This window comes from Arthrobacter sp. GW822-FHT05G07 (assembly GCF_058799755.1).
Genome location: NZ_JBXALT010000003.1, coordinates 235,387 through 253,971, shown reverse-complemented (window position 1 = coordinate 253,971; position 18,585 = coordinate 235,387). Strand labels below are relative to the sequence as shown.

The 18,585-nt window shown below is 62.1% G+C and carries 13 protein-coding genes; 4 read left to right on the top strand and 9 right to left on the bottom strand.

From position 1 onward, the window contains the following. Positions 1 to 13 precede the first annotated feature (13 nt). Entirely contained in the window at positions 14 to 3,961 is a 3,948-nt protein-coding gene (gene hrpA, locus AC1RJY_RS06290) for an ATP-dependent RNA helicase HrpA (RefSeq protein WP_498601848.1), read from the top strand. Between the two features lie 68 nt (positions 3,962 to 4,029). On the opposite strand, the gene AC1RJY_RS06285 is transcribed toward hrpA, so the two are convergent. Genes AC1RJY_RS06285 through AC1RJY_RS06275 form a run of 3 tightly spaced genes read right to left on the bottom strand, consistent with a single transcriptional unit; the run spans position 4,030 to position 6,502 of the window. After that, entirely contained in the window at positions 4,030 to 4,458 is a 429-nt protein-coding gene (locus AC1RJY_RS06285; protein ID WP_011775284.1) for an HIT family protein, read from the bottom strand. Next, positions 4,455 to 5,606: an NAD(P)-dependent alcohol dehydrogenase gene (locus AC1RJY_RS06280; protein WP_498601847.1), complete on the bottom strand. Its 1,152-nt coding sequence runs from the start codon at positions 5,604 to 5,606 to the stop codon at positions 4,455 to 4,457. The genes AC1RJY_RS06285 and AC1RJY_RS06280 overlap by 4 nt, the downstream gene beginning before the upstream one ends. Beyond that, the gene (locus AC1RJY_RS06275) at positions 5,603 to 6,502 is read right to left on the bottom strand and encodes a sulfurtransferase (protein WP_498601845.1); all 900 of its coding nucleotides are present in this window, start codon (positions 6,500 to 6,502) and stop codon (positions 5,603 to 5,605) included. The genes AC1RJY_RS06280 and AC1RJY_RS06275 overlap by 4 nt, the downstream gene beginning before the upstream one ends. Positions 6,503 to 6,598: 96 nt before the next feature. Between AC1RJY_RS06275 and cds1 the strand changes: the two genes are divergently transcribed. Continuing rightward, positions 6,599 to 7,681 (top strand): L-cysteine desulfhydrase Cds1, encoded by a 1,083-nt coding sequence (cds1, locus tag AC1RJY_RS06270; RefSeq protein WP_210063643.1) that lies wholly within the window; start codon positions 6,599 to 6,601, stop codon positions 7,679 to 7,681. Here the strand turns inward: cds1 and AC1RJY_RS06265 are convergent. Continuing rightward, positions 7,678 to 8,331 carry an MBL fold metallo-hydrolase gene (locus tag AC1RJY_RS06265; RefSeq protein ID WP_011775288.1) on the bottom strand — a complete coding sequence of 218 codons (654 nt, stop codon included), beginning with the start codon at positions 8,329 to 8,331 and terminating at the stop codon, positions 7,678 to 7,680. The genes cds1 and AC1RJY_RS06265 overlap by 4 nt on opposite strands. A gap of 94 nt (positions 8,332 to 8,425) precedes the next feature. Here AC1RJY_RS06265 and AC1RJY_RS06260 point away from each other — a divergent pair, with 94 nt between their 5' ends. Next, positions 8,426 to 8,893 carry a Fur family transcriptional regulator gene (locus AC1RJY_RS06260; protein ID WP_014922196.1) on the top strand — a complete coding sequence of 156 codons (468 nt, stop codon included), beginning with the start codon at positions 8,426 to 8,428 and terminating at the stop codon, positions 8,891 to 8,893. Here AC1RJY_RS06260 and AC1RJY_RS06255 read toward each other — a convergent pair. The 5 genes from AC1RJY_RS06255 to AC1RJY_RS06235 all read right to left on the bottom strand — a co-directional run bounded on the left by AC1RJY_RS06255 (position 8,890) and on the right by AC1RJY_RS06235 (position 14,291). Continuing rightward, complete coding sequence (locus AC1RJY_RS06255; RefSeq protein WP_014922197.1) at positions 8,890 to 9,780, bottom strand: metal ABC transporter permease; 891 nt, start codon at positions 9,778 to 9,780, stop codon at positions 8,890 to 8,892. The genes AC1RJY_RS06260 and AC1RJY_RS06255 overlap by 4 nt on opposite strands. Then, the gene (locus AC1RJY_RS06250) at positions 9,781 to 10,584 is read right to left on the bottom strand and encodes a metal ABC transporter ATP-binding protein (RefSeq protein ID WP_014922198.1); all 804 of its coding nucleotides are present in this window, start codon (positions 10,582 to 10,584) and stop codon (positions 9,781 to 9,783) included. A gap of 163 nt (positions 10,585 to 10,747) precedes the next feature. Next, a complete protein-coding gene (locus AC1RJY_RS06245) occupies positions 10,748 to 11,764 on the bottom strand; it encodes a metal ABC transporter solute-binding protein, Zn/Mn family (RefSeq protein ID WP_043806171.1) in 1,017 nt (338 codons plus the stop codon). A gap of 107 nt (positions 11,765 to 11,871) precedes the next feature. After that, on the bottom strand, positions 11,872 to 12,942 hold the full coding sequence (locus AC1RJY_RS06240) for a hemolysin family protein (protein WP_498601844.1): 1,071 nt from the start codon (positions 12,940 to 12,942) through the stop codon (positions 11,872 to 11,874). Further along, positions 12,939 to 14,291: a hemolysin family protein gene (locus AC1RJY_RS06235; RefSeq protein WP_210063640.1), complete on the bottom strand. Its 1,353-nt coding sequence runs from the start codon at positions 14,289 to 14,291 to the stop codon at positions 12,939 to 12,941. The genes AC1RJY_RS06240 and AC1RJY_RS06235 overlap by 4 nt, the downstream gene beginning before the upstream one ends. A gap of 486 nt (positions 14,292 to 14,777) precedes the next feature. On the opposite strand from AC1RJY_RS06235, the gene AC1RJY_RS06230 reads away from it, so the two are divergent. Continuing rightward, positions 14,778 to 18,566: a multifunctional oxoglutarate decarboxylase/oxoglutarate dehydrogenase thiamine pyrophosphate-binding subunit/dihydrolipoyllysine-residue succinyltransferase subunit gene (locus AC1RJY_RS06230; protein ID WP_014922201.1), complete on the top strand. Its 3,789-nt coding sequence runs from the start codon at positions 14,778 to 14,780 to the stop codon at positions 18,564 to 18,566. The last annotated feature ends 19 nt before the right edge of the window (positions 18,567 to 18,585 follow it).

Genomic DNA, 18,585 nt, shown 5'->3' with positions numbered 1-18,585 from the left:
ACTGACAGCAGCCATGACACTTCATATTTCCTACCCCGCAGAGCTGCCCGTATCCGAGCGCCGCGAGGATCTGATGGCGGCCATCGCCGCAAACCAGGTGACCATCATTGCCGGTGAGACCGGTTCGGGTAAGACCACGCAGATCCCCAAGATGTGCCTCGAACTTGGCCTTGGAGACAAAGGCCTGATCGGGCATACCCAGCCACGCCGGTTGGCGGCCCGCACAGTAGCCGAACGCATCGCGTCTGAACTCGATGTAGAGATCGGACAGGAGGTGGGCTTCCAGGTCCGCTTCACCGGTGAGGTCAGCGCTTCCACCAAGATCAAGCTGATGACCGACGGCATCCTCCTCGCGGAGATCCAGCGGGACAAACTGCTCCGGAAATACAGCACCATCATCATCGACGAGGCCCACGAGCGCAGCCTCAACATCGACTTCATCCTGGGCTACCTCAAACGCATCCTCCCCCAGCGCCCGGACCTCAAGGTCATCATCACCTCGGCCACCATCGATCCCCAACGCTTCGCCAAGCACTTCGGCAGCGAGGAAGATCCAGCGCCGATCATCGAGGTCTCCGGACGAACTTACCCGGTAGAGATCCGGTACAGGCCGTTGTCCCAACCCGCCGGCGGGGAGGAAGATACCTCGGACGACGAACTTGAAGAGGACCGCGATCCCCTGGACGCCGTATGCGATGCCGTGGACGAGCTCGCCAAGGAAGCACCCGGCGACATCCTCGTCTTCTTTTCCGGTGAGCGTGAAATCAGGGATGCTGCCGAGGCCATCAACGGCCGCATCCAAACGAACCGGCGCCTTGCCGGGACGGAAGTCCTGCCCCTTTTTGCCCGATTGAGCCTGCAAGAGCAGCACAGGGTGTTCAACCCCGGCGGAAAACGACGCATCATCCTTGCCACCAACGTCGCCGAAACGTCGCTGACCGTGCCGGGTATCAAGTACGTGATCGATACCGGCACCGCCCGCATCTCGCGGTACTCGCACCGGACCAAAGTCCAGCGGCTGCCCATCGAGCGAGTTTCCCAGGCCTCGGCCAACCAGCGCTCGGGCCGCTGTGGGCGCGTGTCCGAGGGCATCGCCATCCGTTTGTACTCGGAAGAGGACTTCGAGTCGCGTCCGCAGTTCACGGATCCGGAGATCCTCCGGACCAATCTCGCTGCGGTCATCCTGCAGATGACCGCCATGGGCGTTGCGCGCGGCCCCAAGGATGTAGAGAACTTCCCCTTCGTGGAACCGCCGGACTCGCGTGCTATCAACGACGGCGTCACGCTCCTGCGCGAACTCGGCGCTTTGAGTTCGCCCAAGGCCGGTGACGCGCAGGGTAACGGTCGCAGTGGCAGTGGCCTGACCGCCGTCGGGCAGAAACTTGCCCAGCTGCCGGTGGATCCGCGGCTGGGCCGGATGATCGTGGAGGCCGGCAAACGCGGCTGCGTACGCGAAGTCATGATCCTGGCCGCAGCACTGACCATCCAGGACCCCCGCGAACGGCCCACGGACAAGCAGCAGCTTGCCGCGGAAAAGCATGCACGCTTCCGGGATGAGTTGTCGGACTTCACCGGCTTCCTTAACCTGTGGAACTACATCCAGGAAAAGCAGCGCGAACTCTCCTCAACCCAGTTCCGCAAGCTGTGCCGCAACGAATTCATCAACTACCTGCGTGTTCGTGAGTGGCAGGACCTTTTCACCCAGCTTCGGCAGATGGCCAAACCTCTTGGCATTGTGTTGGACAACAAACGCGAAGCTGATCCCGTCGGCAACTACGAGGGCATCCATATCAGCCTGCTCTCCGGATTGCTGAGCCACATCGGTCTCCTGGATGAGCGCAAGCGCGAATACGCCGGTGCACGCGGCAGCCGCTTCGCGATCTTCCCCGGCTCGGCGCTGTTCAAGAAATCCCCGGCGTTCGTGATGGCGGCCGAGCTCGTGGAAACCAGCCGGTTGTGGGCGCGTGTTGCTGCCAAGTTCGATCCTTTGTGGGCCGAGCAAGTCGCCCCGGACCTGGTGAAGAGGTCGTACAGCGAACCTCATTGGTCTTCGCGGCAAGGCGCCGTCATGGCCCATGAGAAGGTGACGCTGTACGGCGTGCCGATTATTCCTAACCGCCGGGTCAACTACGGGCGCATCGATCCCGAACTCTCCCGGGAAATGTTCATTCGCCATGCCTTGGTGGAGGGCGAGTGGAAAACACACCATAAGTTCTTCCATCGCAACCGTGCCCTGCTCCAGGAAATCGAAGAACTCGAAACCCGCATGAGGCGGCGGGACATCCTGGTGGACGACCAGACGCTGTTCGACTTCTATGACGCACGCGTGGGCAAAGAAGTGGTCTCCGAGAGGCACTTTGATAAGTGGTGGAAGGATGCCCGCCACACGGATCCCGCTCTCCTGGACTTCGACCAATCGTTGTTGATGAGCGAAGACGCCGAGGCGCTGGACGACTCCGCATACCCGAAGAGCTGGCTGCACAAGGGATTCGAACTCCCGTTGAGCTACGAGTTCCATCCCGTGGCGCCCGGTTCGGCCCCTAATCCATCCGACGGTGTTACCGCTGAAGTCCCGGTGCTGTTCCTGAACCAACTGGACGATGCCCCGTTCCGCTGGCAAATTCCGGGGCAACGTGTAGAGCTGGTGACGGCGCTGATCAAGTCGCTACCCAAGCAAATACGGAAGAACTTTGTGCCTGCCCCGGACGTTGCACGGCAAGCAACCGCAGCGCTGGAAGCCGATTTCGACCCCGCCACCGATGAACTGGAGCCGTCCTTGGAACTGGTCCTTCGCCGGCTCCGCGGACACGTCATTCCTCCGGGCTCGTGGAACTGGGACGCGGTACCGCCTCACTTGCGCGTGAGCTTCAAGGTGGTGGACAGCAAGGGCAAGGTGCTTGACGAAGGAAAGGACCTCGCTGAACTCCAGGAGAAGCTGGCGCCGGCAACGCGCCGCGCCATCGCCGAATCGCTCGGCGCCACACCCGCGACGACGTCACGCGCCAAGGGCGGCAAGGGAACCGGCACATCGGGCCCACCCAACGGTCAAACGCCAGCCCCGGGCGCAACGCCCGCAGGCGATGGAATTGTTGCCGAACGCGGCGGCATCACCACGTGGGACTTCGGCACCGTGGAGCGCCAGGTTACCCGGACGGTCAAGGGCCACGCCGTCACCGGGTTCCCGGCGATCGTGGACGAAGGAAAGTCCGTGGCACTCCGGGTATTTCAGACCCGCCCGGAGCAGGAGGCCGCCATGCGTGGCGGCGTCATACGATTGCTTGCCCTGCGGATCCCGCCACCCGACCGTTACGTGCTGGAGCACCTCAGTAACACGGAGAAGCTGACGTTTAGCCAGAACCCGCACGGATCCGTGAGCGCACTCATCGCGGACTGCGCACTGGCAGCCATCGACAAACTGGTTCCGCAGGATCTGCCATGGGACAAGGAGGCGTTCGATGCGTTGTACGAGGTAGTCCGCGCAGAACTGATCGATACCGTGTTCACAGTGACGGCCGTCGTCGAACGTGTCCTGGCCAGCACCCGCAGGATCCAGAAAGAGCTCAAGTCCATTGCAAGCCTGCCGCTGATCAGTGCCCTCAACGATATGAAGAGCCAGCTGGAGCAGTTGGTCTTTCCTGGCTTTGTGGCACAGACGGGCTACGCGCAGCTCAGCCAACTGCCGCGGTACCTTCAGGGCATCGAGAAACGGCTGCAAAAGCTCCCTGGCAACGTCCAACGAGACAGCTTGAACATGGCGATCATTCAGGCGCTGGAGGATGACTACGATGACGCTGTTTCTGCTCTCCTTCCGGGGCGCAGGGCGGGCACCGAGTTAACCCGTGTGCGCTGGATGATCGAAGAACTGCGGGTGAGCCTCTTTGCGGTGGAGCTCGGCACGGCCTACTCGGTGTCGGAGAAGCGGATCCGCACGGTGCTGAACCAGGCCCTGGCACCCGCATAACCGCACCCGCATTGCCATGAAAAACCCGGCGGTGCTTATTAGCACCGCCGGGTTAAGTCGTGTAGGAGTCAGTCCTCGGGGACAGCGTCCCCGTGGCCCGCTTCCCGGAGCGCCGCACGGAGCTTCACTGCCGTGGCCTCCATGACCGCGGGATCCGGGTTGTGGTCCACGTTGTGAATTTCAAAGTCTGCCGTGGAGTAGGCAGGCCACACGTGAACATGCAGGTGGTCCACCTCGAAGCCTTCCATCAGGACGCCCACACGCTTGGCATCAAACAAATCCTCCTGCACCTTGCCGATGCGCTGGGCCACGTCCATGACCTTGGCCAGCAATTCGGGACTAGCATGCGTCCATGAGTCAACCTCATCACGCGGCACCACCAGGGTGTGCCCTTGGGTGATGGGCGAAATGGTCAGGAAAGCAACCACGTCCTGGTCCTTCCACACAAAGCGGCCCGGGATTTCCCCATTGATGATCTTGGTGAACAGTGTGCTCATGCGTCTGCCCTTTCGGATGGTTCCTGAAGAGTTGCTGTGTCCAGTACGAAACGGTACTTCACGTCGCCGGCCACCATGCGGTCGTAGGCTTCATTGAGTTGCTCCGCAGCGACAACCTCGATGTCGCTCACCACTCCGTGTTCCGCACAGAAGTCCAGCATTTCCTGCGTCTCCTCGATGCCACCAATCAACGAACCCGCATAGGCGAGTCGACGGCGGATGAGCAACCCGGGGCTGACCGGCGGCATGTCGTCAGCGGGAAGTCCCAACTGGAAGAGGGCCCCGTCCAGGCGAAGGGTCCGGAAGTAGGGGTTGAGATCGTGGGGCGCCGCCACTGTGTCGATAATGACGTCAATGCTCCGGTTGGCGGCCTCCATGGCGTCCGCATCCTTGGACAGGACCACGTGGTCGGCGCCGAGTGCCCGGGCAGCGTCGAACTTGGACTCGGAGGTGGTGAAAACGGTGACGTCGGCGCCCATGGCCTTGGCGATCTTGACAGCCATATGCCCCAGACCACCCAAGCCCACCACTCCCACGGAGTCGCCTTCTTCCACATCGAAATACCGGAGCGGCGAATAGGTGGTGATGCCGGCGCACAGCAACGGTGCGGCCGCCGCGGCGTCCAAAGCATCCGGGACGCGCAGTACGAAGCGCCTGTCCACCACCACCGACGTCGAATACCCGCCTTGGGTGACCGAGTCGCCGTTTCGCGGATCTACAGCACCGTACGTGCCGATGTTGCCCCGCTCGCAGTACTGTTCCAATCCATCAAGACAGCTTTCGCATTCGCGGCATGAGTCCACCAAGCAGCCGACACCTACGCGGTCGCCGGGAGCGAAGTCCTGCACCGCGCCGCCTACACGGGTGACGCGACCTACGATCTCATGGCCGGGGACCAGCGGGTAGGGAGGAACCCGCCATTCACCGCGCGTTGCGTGCACATCCGAGTGGCACAGTCCGCAGAACTCAATGGCAATCTCCACGTCATCCTCTTTAGGTGCGCGGCGGGCCACCGTCAGGGGTACCAAACCACTGTCCGGAGACGTCGCGCCGTAGGCGGCCGCCAGCGTGCTTCCGGTCCTGGATTCACTGGTGTCCAAAGTAATGGGCTTGGCAAGGGGCGGGGGCACAGGGCGTCCGGGAGTCATGCTCCGACGCTACTCCCGGCAGCCGTGCTTGTGCCACTTGGGTGGCCACCGGCTCCTTCAAAAGGCTCGCTGCCCACAGCGACGTCGTTGGCATCATTGTTGGACCATTGCGAGAACGATCCCGGGAACAGCGCCGCACGGTAACCGGCGATCTCCAAGGCGGCGATCTCATGGGAGGCCGTCACTCCGGAACCGCAATACACCGCAACGTTGGACGAGGTGCCCAGACCCAACTCCTCAAAGCGCCGCCGCAACTCCTCCACCGGCAGGAACATGCCCTCGGCCGTGACGTTCCCTGTGGTCGGCGCGCTCAGTGCGCCCGGGATATGCCCGGCCTTGGGGTCAATCGGCTCCACTTCACCGCGGTACCGCTCCCCCGCCCGGGCATCCAGCAACACGCCCCTGCGGTGCCACTGTGCCGCCTCACTCTCGGAAATGACCGGCATGCGGCCCTCGCCCAACGTGACATTCCCGACGGCGGGACTCACCTCGCCGGTCTCCACCGCGTAACCGTTCGCGCGCCAGGCTGCCAAGCCGCCGTCGAGCAGGTAGACAGCGTCAACGCCGGCGTTCCGCAGCATCCACCAAACACGTGCTGCGGCCATGTTGCCGCTGTTGTCGTACGCGACGATCGTGTCGCCGTCGTTGATCCCCCACCTTCGCGCGGAGTCCTGAAAGTGGTCGCGGGTTGGCAGTGGGTGGCGGCCCAGCCCGGGCTGCGCGTGGTCGGCCAGCTCTGTGGGGAGGTCCACGAAAACGGCGCCTGGAAGGTGGGCCGTCAGATAGTCAAGGTGACCGTCAGTACGGCCCAGGACCCAGCGGACATCCAGGAGTACGGTCCGCTCCCCGGTTTCGAGTCGCTGGTGCAGTGCTGACGCACTTATCAACGTGGCCATGGTTCTCCTTCGTTCTTGCCGCGACGGTCAGGCATCCGGTCTTCCTGCACAGGCTCTGTTGCTGCCGGTGCCCGAATTCCAGCCTAGGCTTATCCGGTGAGCAATTCGTGTATTCAGGACAGGGCATGGGCCAGTGAGGCCATCCGCAAGATCGAGGCAGAGAACAACCGCTCGGCCGACACCCATCTTTACGCGGTTCCACTCCCGGAGCACTGGGGCGTCCAGCTGTACCTGAAAGACGAGTCAACGCATAGATCCGGCAGCCTCAAGCACCGCCTGGCACGATCTTTGTTCCTGTACGGCCTGGTCAACGGCTGGATCACGGAAGGCACCACCATTGTGGAAGCCTCCAGCGGCAGCACGGCCGTTTCCGAGGCCTATTTCGCCCGGCTCATTGGATTGCCTTTCATCGCGGTGATGACAAAGACCACCAGCCCCGAGAAGATCGCCCTGATCGAGGAGTTCGGCGGCGCTTGCCTGCTGGTCGACCACGCGTCCGAGGTCTATGCCGTGGCCGAAGAGACTGCCAGGACGTCCGGTGGTTACTACATGGACCAGTTCACCTACGCCGAGCGGGCGACGGACTGGCGCGGCAACAACAACATCGCGGAATCGATCTTCGAACAACTCTCTTTGGAAGAACACCCGGTTCCGGACTGGATCGTGGTGGGTGCAGGCACCGGCGGTACCAGCGCCACCATTGGCCGCTACCTGCGGTACAACCGCTACAACACCCGCCTGGCCGTGGTGGATCCCGAAAACTCGGCCTTCTACCCGGCGTGGCGCGACGGAGACGCGGCTGCGGCCACGGGCCTGCCCTCCAGGATCGAGGGCATCGGCCGGCCTCGCTCTGAGCCCAGCTTCGTGCCGGCGGTCATCGACCATATGATCCAAGTGCCCGACGCCGCATCCGTTGCCGCCATGCGGCACCTCCGGAAACTCACCGGCCTCCATGCGGGCCCCTCAACCGGCACCAACCTGTGGGGCGTCTGGCAGTTGGTGGCCGGGATGGTGGCTGAGGGCCGCAAAGGCAGCATCGTTTCACTCATGTGCGACGCCGGCGACCGCTATGCGGGCAGCTACAACGACGCCGGGTGGCTGGCCGCGCACGGCCTGGATCCCGCACCGCACGAAGCAGTTCTGGAGCGCTTTCACAACACCGGGGTGTGGACCGCCTAGACCTCCACGGACTCCATGGGCGCCAGTCGCACGTAGGCGGTGCCATAGCGGGCCCCGATCCGGGTGACATGCCCCTCCACGATGCCGCGTCCCAATTCGTTGAGCAGCCCGTCGTGGACCGGGAAAGCCTTGGGTGCACGGACGGAAATCACGAAGTCCACCACTTCACCCACTTTGGACCACGGTGCATGGATGGGGACCAAGAGGGTCTGGACGTTGATCCCGTCAGGGACAACGAACGAATCCCCCGGGTGGAATACGTTGTCATCCACCAGATAGCCGATGTTCGCTACCACCGGGATCTGTGCGTGGATGACGGCATGTTGTCCACCGAAGGTCCGGATACTGAACCCTGCCGCGTCAAAGGCGGAGTTGGGCTCTACGGTATGCACGCGGTCGGAGACATCGCCGTTTTCCTTCAGCGCAGCAGCCACCCCGGCCGGGGCGTGGACCTCAAGCGCGGTGTTGCTCCGCAGGGCTGCTGTCACCGCGGGACGGTCGATGTGGTCGTTATGCTCGTGCGTCACAAGTACAGCGTGGGCCCCGCTCAGCGCTTCCTCTGCTTCAGAGAAAGTCCCGGGATCGATCACCAGGACCTTTCCCTCTTTCTCCAACCGGACACAGGCATGGGTGTACTTGGTGAGCTTCATGGAGACAGCCTAGGGGCGCCCGCTGACAGTTTCCAAGCTTCCCGTACTGGTAAAATTGGGCTTTGCCAGCATCCCCAGGGAAGTGAGTCTTTCAATGCCACAAGGCACCAGTTCCGCCACGACCGGCAATGAAGCGCCGGCCACCAGCGGCGTCAAGGAGCAGCGCGTCACCAAGCAACGCTTGGCCGTCAGCGCAGCCTTGGATGAATTGGATGACTTCGTCAGCACCCAGGAGCTGTACCGGCTTTTGCAGAACAAAGGCATCTCCGTGTCGTTGGCCACTGCGTACCGCATCCTGCAGTCCTTGGCTGACGACGGACTCATTGATGTCCTCCGGAACGGTGATGGTGAAGCCGTCTACCGCCGGTGTGCAGTCACCGGACACCACCACCACCTGCTCTGCCGCAACTGCGGCAAGGCAGAAGAAGTGGAGGCACCCGCCGTCGAGACCTGGGCCGCCCGCACGGCAACTGAACACGGCTTCACCGAGGTTGCCCACACAGTGGAAATCTTCGGGCTATGCCCCGAATGCACGGCCAAAAAAGCAGCCGGCAAGCTCTAGAGCGCACCGGCCGGCTGGTCCCGTGACACCCGGCCGTTGAGGCCCCTGTTGGCGCGGACCCTGCCGATGATCCGGCACACCACGTAAATCAGGAAGGACAGCGTGGTGACGTAAGGGCTGATGGGGATGCGACTGCCCAAAGCCAAGAGAATTCCGCCCACTGTGGCCGTCATCGCGAAAAGCACACTCAACAACACCACCAAACGCGGCGATGTAGTCACCCTCAGCGCAGCAGCTGCAGGGGTGATCAGTAAGGCGAGGACCAAGAGTGCACCAACAATCTGGATGGACAGGGCCACGCTGACCCCCAAAAGCACCATGAAGCCGATGGCCAGTCCCCGGACAGGAACGCCTCTGGCCTCAGCCATCTCCGGGTCTACGCTGGCAAAGCTCAGTGGCCGCCATATTGCCGCCAGCGCTGCCATCACTACCACGGCGGTGCCGGCCAAAACTTGCAGCTGAACCGAGTCCACGGACACAATCTGACCGGTCAGCAAGCCGAACTTGTTCGCTGCGCGCCCCTCATACAGAGCAAGGAACAAGATCCCCAGGCCCAGGCCGAATGGCATGATCACACCGATGATCGAGTTCTTGTCCCGCGCCCGGACTCCCATGAAACCAAGAAGCACAGCGGCAGCCACCGAGCCGATCAAGGAACCGAAAATGATGTCGGCACCGATCAACAGGGCAAACGCTGCGCCGGCGAAGGACAGCTCGGAGATGCCGTGAACAGCGAATGCAAGGTCCCGCTTCATGACGAACGTACCAACCAGTCCGCCCAGCAAGCCGAGAACAGCTCCCGCCCAGATGGAATTCTGGACAAGGACCAGCAACTCACCATAGTTCTCGAAGTTGAAAATGGTCTGCAGGATGCTCTCAAGATCCATCTAGAACTCCTCCCCTGCGGTGGCGTGGGCATCGTCATGGAAGTGCGTGGTTGCGTCGGGAAGACCGACGACGACGATCCTTCCGTTGGTGTGGATGACCTCCACATGGCTGTCGTACAACTCGGAAAGAACTTCCGTGGTCATCACTTCCTGGGGCGTCCCTACCCGGAACTGGCCGCCGGCAAGGTAGAGGACCCGGTCCACGTAGTCGATCACAGGGTTGATCTCGTGGGTCACGAAGACCACAGCGCTGTTCCGCTCGTGGCATTGCTTGTTGATCAGCGCACTGACCCCCTGCTGATGGTGCAAATCGAGGGACAGCAATGGTTCATCGCAGAGGAGAACCTGAGGTTCGGTGGCCAGCGCCTGTGCAACCCTGAGCCGTTGTTGCTCGCCCCCGGACAATTGCCCTACCGGCACCTTGGCATAGTCTGAGGCACCCACCTGCTCCAACAGTGCGTCGATCCGCTGGTTGACGTTGCCGGATGCGAATCGCATTCCCCAGCGGTGACCGTCAATACCCAGACCCACCAGGTCGCGGGCCCTAAGAGGGGTGTCCGGCGCAAACGACTTTTGCTGCGGTATGTAGCCAATCCGCTTGCTGCCGCGTTCCACCGGGTGGCCACCCAACGACACGGTCCCGGAGTGGAGTTCCTGCAATCCGAGAAGGACTTTCAGGAAGCTCGTCTTGCCACTCCCGTTGGGTCCCAGCACAGCAAAGAACTCGCCCGGGTTGATGTCGAGGTCGAGATCCCGCCAGAGTGTCCTCTTGCCGAACTGCAGGCGGGCTCCGCGGAGGCTCACTACCGGTGTCAAAAGTTGTCCTCGATCCGTGCGCTCCGTGGAACGCAGTTGTTGTGCCGCTGGTGTTGGCGGGTGTGGTGGTGGCAGGCAAAAGGCCCCGCAGCCATCCTGAATATCTTAGGACGCCTACGGGGCCCTTCACCGCAATTGGGTTCCGGGAACGCTACTTCTTGAGTGCTGTCGAAATGGATTCCACGTTGTCCGTCATCCACTGGAGGTAGTCTTTCCCGTCAGGCAGCGTCTCAGTGAAGTTCACTACCGGCACGCCGGCGGTGTCCGCGGCCCGTTTGACGGCCTCGGTCTGGGGCCCTTCCGTCTGCTGGTTGTAGGCCAGGAACCGGACAGACTTGGCACTGACAAGGTCAGTGGTTTCCTTCAACACAGCTGCCGGGACATCGGTTTCCTCTTCGATGGCGGCACTGTAAGCCTCAGGGGTCTTGTTTTCCAGGCCGGCTGCTTCCAGCAGGTACAGGGGAACAGGCTCAGTGACCGCCACCGGGGCGTGATCGTTGGCCGCCTTGACGGCAGCGAGTTGTCCGTTGAGTTCAGCGAGCTTCGCTTTAAAGGTGTCCGCATTGGCCGTGAAAGTGGATGCGGACCCCGCGTCCAAGGTGCCCAACTTTACGGCCACTGCATCGGCGAGCTTGCCCATCGCGTCCAGGCTGTACCAGACGTGCTCGTTGAAGTCACCGTGGTCGTGCGCGTGCTCGTCTTCGCTGTGGGCCTCGGCGCTCTTGGAGTCCGTGCCATGGCCTTCCTCTTCGGGCGCAAGCCCTGAGATCTCCACAGCACTGATCATGTTCTCGTGTCCGACCTTGGTCTCGTCGGCAATTTTGTGAAGGAACTCGTCGTAGCCTCCGCCGTTCTCCACCACGAGCTTCGCCTTGGAGATCACCAACTTGTCCTGGGCGCTTGCCTCGTACGAGTGCGGGTCCTGGCTTGTCTTGGTGATGATGGCACTCACGTTGACTTTATCCCCGCCAATGGCCTTCACAACGTCTCCGTAGACGTTCGTGGAGGTGACTACCTCAATAGCACCGGATGACGATGCATTGTTGGCTCCAGCCGTACCGGCGCAGGAAGAAAGCATGAGGGCGGCAAGAGCTGCTGAAGCTGCCACGGACAGGCGGGCGGCGGAACGACGCACGAGGACCTCGGATCTACTCAAAATGAGAATCAAACACAATTACTGGCAGATTCCAGTGTAACCCCTAGTTTGGAATGATTCCTATTTAGACAAGTCTGGCGCCGACCTCGGGGGTCGACGCCAGCCTGATTCATTGCTTGCTACTGCACTTGGTGACCACCGTAGCGGCGAATGCCGGTTGCCTGGGTGGCATCCCGGATCTCACCGACCAACTGTTCGATGACGTCCTCCAGGAACAGGACACCCTGAGTTTCGCCGGCTGCGCCGACAACACGGGCAAGGTGCGAACCCGTACGTTGCATGACGGACATTGCCTGCTCGATCTCGTCATCAGGCGCAAGGTTGGCCAACGACCGGATGCGGCCCTCGGCGATGGGATGCCGCCGGCCCTCGTCCGGAATGGACAGGATGTCCTTCACGTGCAGGTATCCGGCGAGTTCGCCGTCGTCGTCCACCATCGGGAACCGGGAGAAACCGGTGCGGCTGACCGCCTTTTCCAAGTCCACCGGAGTGGAAGCAGTCTTCAGCACCACCAGCCTGTCCAAAGGAACCATGATGTGCGAGGCCGTATGCTCCGAGAACTCCAAAGCGCCGCTCAGCAGGCCCGTTTCGTCATCCACCAAACCGTGGCGCGTGGATTCCTGAACAATCGACTGCACCTCCTCAAGCGTGAACGAAGAGGACACTTCATCCTTGGGCTCGATCTTCATCAGCCGCAGGATGTGGTTGGCCAACCAGTTCAGGGTCCAGATAATCGGGTTCACCACACGGGCGATGAACATCAGCGGCGGGGCCAACAGCAGGGCGGCTTTGTCCGCAACGGAAACCGAGATGTTCTTGGGGACCATCTCGCCAAAGGTGACGTGCAGGAACGTGACGAACAGCAGCGCGATGGCAAAAGCGATGATGTCTGCCAGTTCAACCGGAACACCAACCAGCTCCAATGGCTCAGCCAACAGATGGTGGATCGCGGGCTCGGCAACTTGGAGGATCAAGAGGGAGCAAACAGTGATACCCAGCTGGGCGCAAGCGAGCATCAGCGAGACGTTTTCCATGGCGCGCAGTGTTGTTTGCGCGCGCTTGGACCCGGCTTCGGCAAGTGGCTCAATCTGGCTGCGACGCGCCGACATGACCGCGAACTCGGCACCCACAAAGAAGGCGTTGCCAATCAGGAGCACCACGAGCCAGACAATTCCTACCCAGTCACTCATACGGCACCTGCTTCGCGACGCGTGCTTCCGGTATCCACGGGTGATGATTCGTCCGTCTCCACGTGATGGAAACAGATCCTGTCGATCCTTCGGCCGTCCATCCGGGTGACGGTCAGCGTCCCGCCGACGGTATCCACCACATCACCTGTCCTGGCAATACGGCCAAGCTGGCTCATGACGTACCCGCCCACGGTCTCGTAGGCAGATTCATCAGGAACGGTCAGGTTGGGAATCTGCTCAGACACTTCGTCCGGCCTCAACAAGCCCGGGAAGTACCAGTCCCCGGACGCGCTCTGCAGCACTCCCGGCCGGACCTTGTCATGCTCATCGGCGACTTCGCCGACGATCTCTTCCACGAGGTCCTCAAGGGTGGTGATGCCCGCGGTGCCGCCGTATTCATCCAGCACGACGGCGAGTTGGAGGTTGCCCTCGCGCAATTCAGCAAGGAGTGCGTCCAAATGAATAGTCTCTGGAACCTTCAGGACGTCCGTCATGATCGCGCCTGCCTCAAGCTTGGCCCGACGCTCCGCGGGAACAGCTACCGCCTTCTTGATGTGAACCACGCCGCGGATATCGTCCGTGGAATCCCCAATGACAGGGAACCGGGAATATCCGGTTCTGCGCGCGGCATCCAGGACGTCGGAGACGGGCTGGTCGGCGTCGATCGTTTCCATGCGGATGCGGGGCGTCATGACGTCCGCCGCCGTGCGCCCGGAAAAGTTCAGGGTACGGGCAACGAAGTTGGCCGTACCGGCATCCAACGTCCCCAGCTCCGCCGAGCGCCGCACCAAAGATGCAAGCTCCGCAGGGGTCCTCGCCCCCGAGATCTCTTCCTTGGCTTCGAGGCCGAACAGGTTCAGCACCTTGTTCGAGAATCCATTCAGCACCACGATGGCCGGCTTGAAAACAGCCGTAAACATCAGCTGGGGGCGCGCCAGGCGTTTGCCCAAAGGAAAAGCGAGGGCAATGGCCATGTTCTTGGGGACCAACTCGCCCAGAAGCATCGAAAGGAGCGTGGCGAACGCCATGGCAACAATCAACGCGACCGAATGCGCCACCTCAGGGGCGAGGCCCAGCAGGCCGAGGGGCCCAACAAGCAGCTGCCCGACAGAGGGCTCCATCACAAAACCTGTCAACAAAGTGGTCAGCGTGATGCCCAACTGGCAACTGGAGAGCTGTGTGGAGAGCGACTTAAGGCACTTCAGCAGCGGGGCGGCAGCGTGGTCGCCGTTGTCGACTGCACGCTGAACGCTTGCTTGGTCCAAGGCAACAAGGGAAAACTCAACTGCTACAAAAAAGCCGGTGCCAAGAATCAAAGCAAAGCCGGCAAGGAGAAGAATCCATTCCACCTAGTGCATCACTCCAAGAGTGGGCGCGTGCAAGGGTGAAGAAGCCTTTGGCTCGGGGATTCTCCCCGGCGGAGGCTGGTCGGGTCCCGCGGACGCATGGTCTGCGGCACCACCGGCTGTGAGCGCCGGCGCGTGATGGGCATGTGAACGGGTATTGCCGGCTCGACGGGCACGCTGTGCGGGTTTGCCAGATTGGCTCCCCCGACAGTTCCCAGGCCGGCACCTAGATTTACTGTCCATAAGAACTTCAGTCTACAGTCCGCCCGGCCACGGGCGCTTCGCCGGCGTCACGTACGCTTCAAGAAGAAGGCCATGCCCAATACGTCAGCCGCAACATGATTTAGGTCACCACTATTGGCAGTTAACCAACGATCCTAACTAGACTGACATGGGTCTGAGTTCGCGGGACCCGGACCCTGGCCCACCGTTGTGGAGAGCATCTGTGGCCAGCGGGAAAACAACACTCATGGAAGAGGCGTATTTCAAGTGCCAGAGCAGCCCAGCCACCGTCTACCAGAGGAATTTGGCGGAAACGAGTGGCTCGTTGACGAACTGTACGAGCGGTACCAACAGGACAAGAATTCGGTCGACGCCAAATGGTGGCCACTCTTCGAGTCCTTTGCTTCCGGTGACGGCACTTCTTCCAACGGATCCTCCGCAGCCGCATCGGCTGCCAATCCCCCTACCCAAGTACTTCCCGTGGTAGCTCCGGCAGCACCGGCACCGACGCCGGCCGCTCCCGCCGCTGCCCCGGAGGCTGCACCGGCGGCGCCCGCCCCGGCGAAAAAGGCACCCGCCACGGTTGCCCGGGACGGAGCAAAGAAGCCCGCCGCCGGCACCACGGCCCAGCCCATCCCGGCACAGCTGCCCAAGAGCACCAAGGCTCCTACAGCACCTGAGGAAGACGTCGTTTCAGTCCTCCGCGGTCCTGCCAAGGCTATTGCCACCAACATGGTGACCAGCCTTGAAGTGCCCACTGCCACGAGCGTCCGGGCAGTTCCTGCCAAGCTGCTCATCGATAACCGAGTGGTCATCAACTCCAACCTTGCCCGCGCCCGCGGTGGCAAGGTGTCGTTCACGCACCTCATCGGATATGCGGTTGTCCGCGCGCTCTCCCAGTTCCCGTCGATGAACGTCTACTACGACGAGATCGACGGAAAGCCGAGCGCCGTTCAGCCCGCCCACGTCAACTTCGGCATCGCCATTGACATGCCCAAGCCCGATGGCACCCGCCTCCTGATGGTTCCGAACATCAAGAAGGCCGAGACCATGGACTTCGCCGAGTTCTGGCACACCTACGAGGACCTCATCAAGCGCGCCCGCAACGGCAAGCTGACCGCTGACGACCACGCAGGTACTACGGTCTCCCTCACCAACCCCGGTGGAATCGGTACGGTCCACTCGGTACCGCGCCTTTCCAAGGGCCAGGCGGCCATCATCGGCGTCGGCGCCCTTGACTACCCTGCTGAGTTCCAGGGCGCGAGCGAGAAGATCATCGCCCAGAACGCCATCAGCAAGATCCTCACCCTGACCTCCACCTATGACCACCGCGTCATCCAGGGCGCAGGCAGCGGCGAGTTCCTCAAGCTTGTCCACCAGCTCCTCCTCGGTGCGCAGAACTTCTACGACGAAATCTTCGAAGCCCTGCGCATTCCGTACGAGCCCGTGCGCTGGAGCCCGGACCTCCAGGTTGATCCTGCAGACGAGATCAACAAGGTAGCCCGCATCCAGCAGCTGATCCACTCCTACCGCGTGCGTGGCCACCTCATGGCCGACACCGATCCTTTGGAGTACGTACAGCGCAAGCACCCTGACCTGGACGTCCTCACCTATGGCCTGACCCTCTGGGACCTGGACCGCGAATGGCCCACCGGCGGGTTCGGTGGCAAGCCGCAGCTCAAGTTCCGAGACATCCTCGGCGTGCTCCGCGACGCCTACTGCCGCACCACGGGCATCGAGTACATGCACATCCAGGAGCCGGCAGAACGCAAGTGGTTCCAGGACCAGTTGGAGCACCCGTACTCCAAGCCGAGCCGTGAAGAGCAGTTGCGCATCGTCTCCAAGCTCAACGCTGCAGAGGCTTTCGAAACCTTCCTGCAGACCAAGTTCGTTGGCCAGAAGCGCTTCTCCCTTGAGGGTGGCGAGTCGCTGATTCCGCTGCTCGACGCCGTCATTTCCGACGCAGCCGACGACGGCTTGGACGAAGTTGCCATCGGCATGGCCCACCGTGGCCGCCTTAACGTGCTGACCAACATCGCAGGCAAGACCTACGCACAGGTCTTCCGCGAATTCGAGGGCACCCAGGACCCCCGCTCGGTCCAGGGCTCCGGTGACGTCAAGTACCACCTCGGCACGGAGGGTACTTTCACCTCGGACAACGGCAAGCAGACCAAGGTCTACCTCGCCGCCAACCCGTCCCACTTGGAAGCTGTTGACTCCGTCCTCGAAGGCATCGTCCGCGCCAAGCAGGACCGTCTGGACCAGGGCGAGTCCTTCCCCGTCCTGCCCATCATGGTCCACGGTGATGCAGCCTTCGCAGGCCAGGGTGTTGTGGCTGAAACCCTCAACCTCTCCCAGCTGCGCGGCTACCGCACCGGCGGTACCATCCACGTGATCGTCAACAACCAGGTTGGCTTCACCACCGCGCCGTCGTCATCGCGCTCGTCCACGTACTCCACGGACGTTGCCAAGATGATCCAGGCACCGGTGTTCCACGTGAACGGCGACGACCCCGAAGCCGTGGTGCGCGTTGCGCAGCTCGCCTACGAGTTCCGTCAGCGTTTCCACAAGGACGTTGTCATCGACATGGTCTGCTACCGCCGTCGCGGCCACAACGAAGGCGACGACCCCTCGATGACCCAGCCGCTCATGTACAACCTGATCGAAGCCAAACGCTCCGTTCGCAAGTTGTACACCGAGTCGCTCATCGGCCGCGGAGACATTACCGAGGAAGAAGCTGAGCAGCTGCTCCGCGACTACCAGGAGCGCCTTGAGCGCGTCTTCGCTGAGACGCACGCTGCACAGACTTCACCGATCCCGATCATCACGGCGGACTCCGCTGCTGTCTCGGACATCGAGCGTCCCATTGCGCAGCAGGCTGACTTCGGGACCAACTCCCCTGCCTCCACTGCGATTTCCGCCGAAACCCTTGCCCGCATCGGCAAGGCGCACCTGGAAATTCCGGATGGCTTCACCGTTCACTCCAAGCTCAAGCAGCTCCTTGAGAAGCGTGAGCAGATGTCCCGTGAAGGCGGCATCGACTGGGGCTTCGGCGAGATCGCAGCCTTTGGCTCCCTGATCATGGAAGGCGTACCCGTACGCCTGGCTGGCCAGGACTCCCGCCGCGGAACGTTTGTCCAGCGTCACGCCGTGTTCCACGACCGCGCCAACGGCAACGAATGGCTGCCACTGGGCAACCTTTCCGACGACCAAGCCAAGTTGTGGATCTACGACTCCCTGTTGTCCGAATACGCGGCCATGGGCTTCGAATACGGCTACTCGGTGGAGCGTCCGGATGCCTTGGTCCTCTGGGAGGCCCAGTTCGGTGACTTCGTCAACGGCGCCCAAACCATCATTGACGAGTTCATTTCCTCGGCTGAACAGAAGTGGGGCCAGCGCTCCTCGCTGGTTCTCATGCTGCCGCACGGTTACGAAGGCCAGGGTCCGGACCACTCGTCGGCACGCATCGAGCGCTTCCTGCAGATGTGCGCCGAGGACAACATGATCGTGGCCAACCCCACCACGGCCGCCTCGCACTTCCACCTGTTGCGCCGCCAGGCTTACAGCCGTCCGCGGAAGCCGTTGATCATCTTCACACCCAAGCAGCTGCTCCGCCTCAAGGGTGCGGCTTCGGCCGTGGAAGACTTCACCACCGGCGGCTTCAAGCCGGTCATTGCTGATCCGGAAGTACAGCCTGCCAATGTGGACCGCGTCATCCTGGTCTCAGGCCGTTTGTACTACGACCTCCTGTCCAACCGTCAGAAGTCCGGCGACACTTCGACTGCGATCATCCGCGTAGAGCAGCTGTACCCGCTGCCCAAGGCTGAGATTGACGCCGAACTCGCCAAGTACCCGAACGCTGACATCGTTTGGGCACAGGACGAGCCCGCCAACCAGGGTCCGTGGCCGTTCATGGGCCTGAACCTGGCACCGGAGCTTGATCGCAAGCTTCGTCTCGTGTCGCGCCCGGCTTCGGCATCCACCGCTGCCGGTTCCATGAAGCGCCACGCTGCTGAACAGGACGCCCTGATCAAGCAGGCGTTCGAACGCAAGTAAACGAAACTGCCCGGCCTGA

Coding starts and splice junctions, on each gene's coding strand:
- hrpA (WP_498601848.1), top strand. CDS start 14: ATGACACTTCATATTTCCTACCCCGCAGAGCTGCCCGTATCCGAGCGC.
- AC1RJY_RS06285 (WP_011775284.1), bottom strand. CDS start 4,458: ATGAGCACACTGTTCACCAAGATCATCAATGGGGAAATCCCGGGCCGC.
- AC1RJY_RS06280 (WP_498601847.1), bottom strand. CDS start 5,606: ATGACTCCCGGACGCCCTGTGCCCCCGCCCCTTGCCAAGCCCATTACT.
- AC1RJY_RS06275 (WP_498601845.1), bottom strand. CDS start 6,502: ATGGCCACGTTGATAAGTGCGTCAGCACTGCACCAGCGACTCGAAACC.
- AC1RJY_RS06265 (WP_011775288.1), bottom strand. CDS start 8,331: ATGAAGCTCACCAAGTACACCCATGCCTGTGTCCGGTTGGAGAAAGAG.
- AC1RJY_RS06260 (WP_014922196.1), top strand. CDS start 8,426: ATGCCACAAGGCACCAGTTCCGCCACGACCGGCAATGAAGCGCCGGCC.
- AC1RJY_RS06255 (WP_014922197.1), bottom strand. CDS start 9,780: ATGGATCTTGAGAGCATCCTGCAGACCATTTTCAACTTCGAGAACTAT.
- AC1RJY_RS06240 (WP_498601844.1), bottom strand. CDS start 12,942: ATGAGTGACTGGGTAGGAATTGTCTGGCTCGTGGTGCTCCTGATTGGC.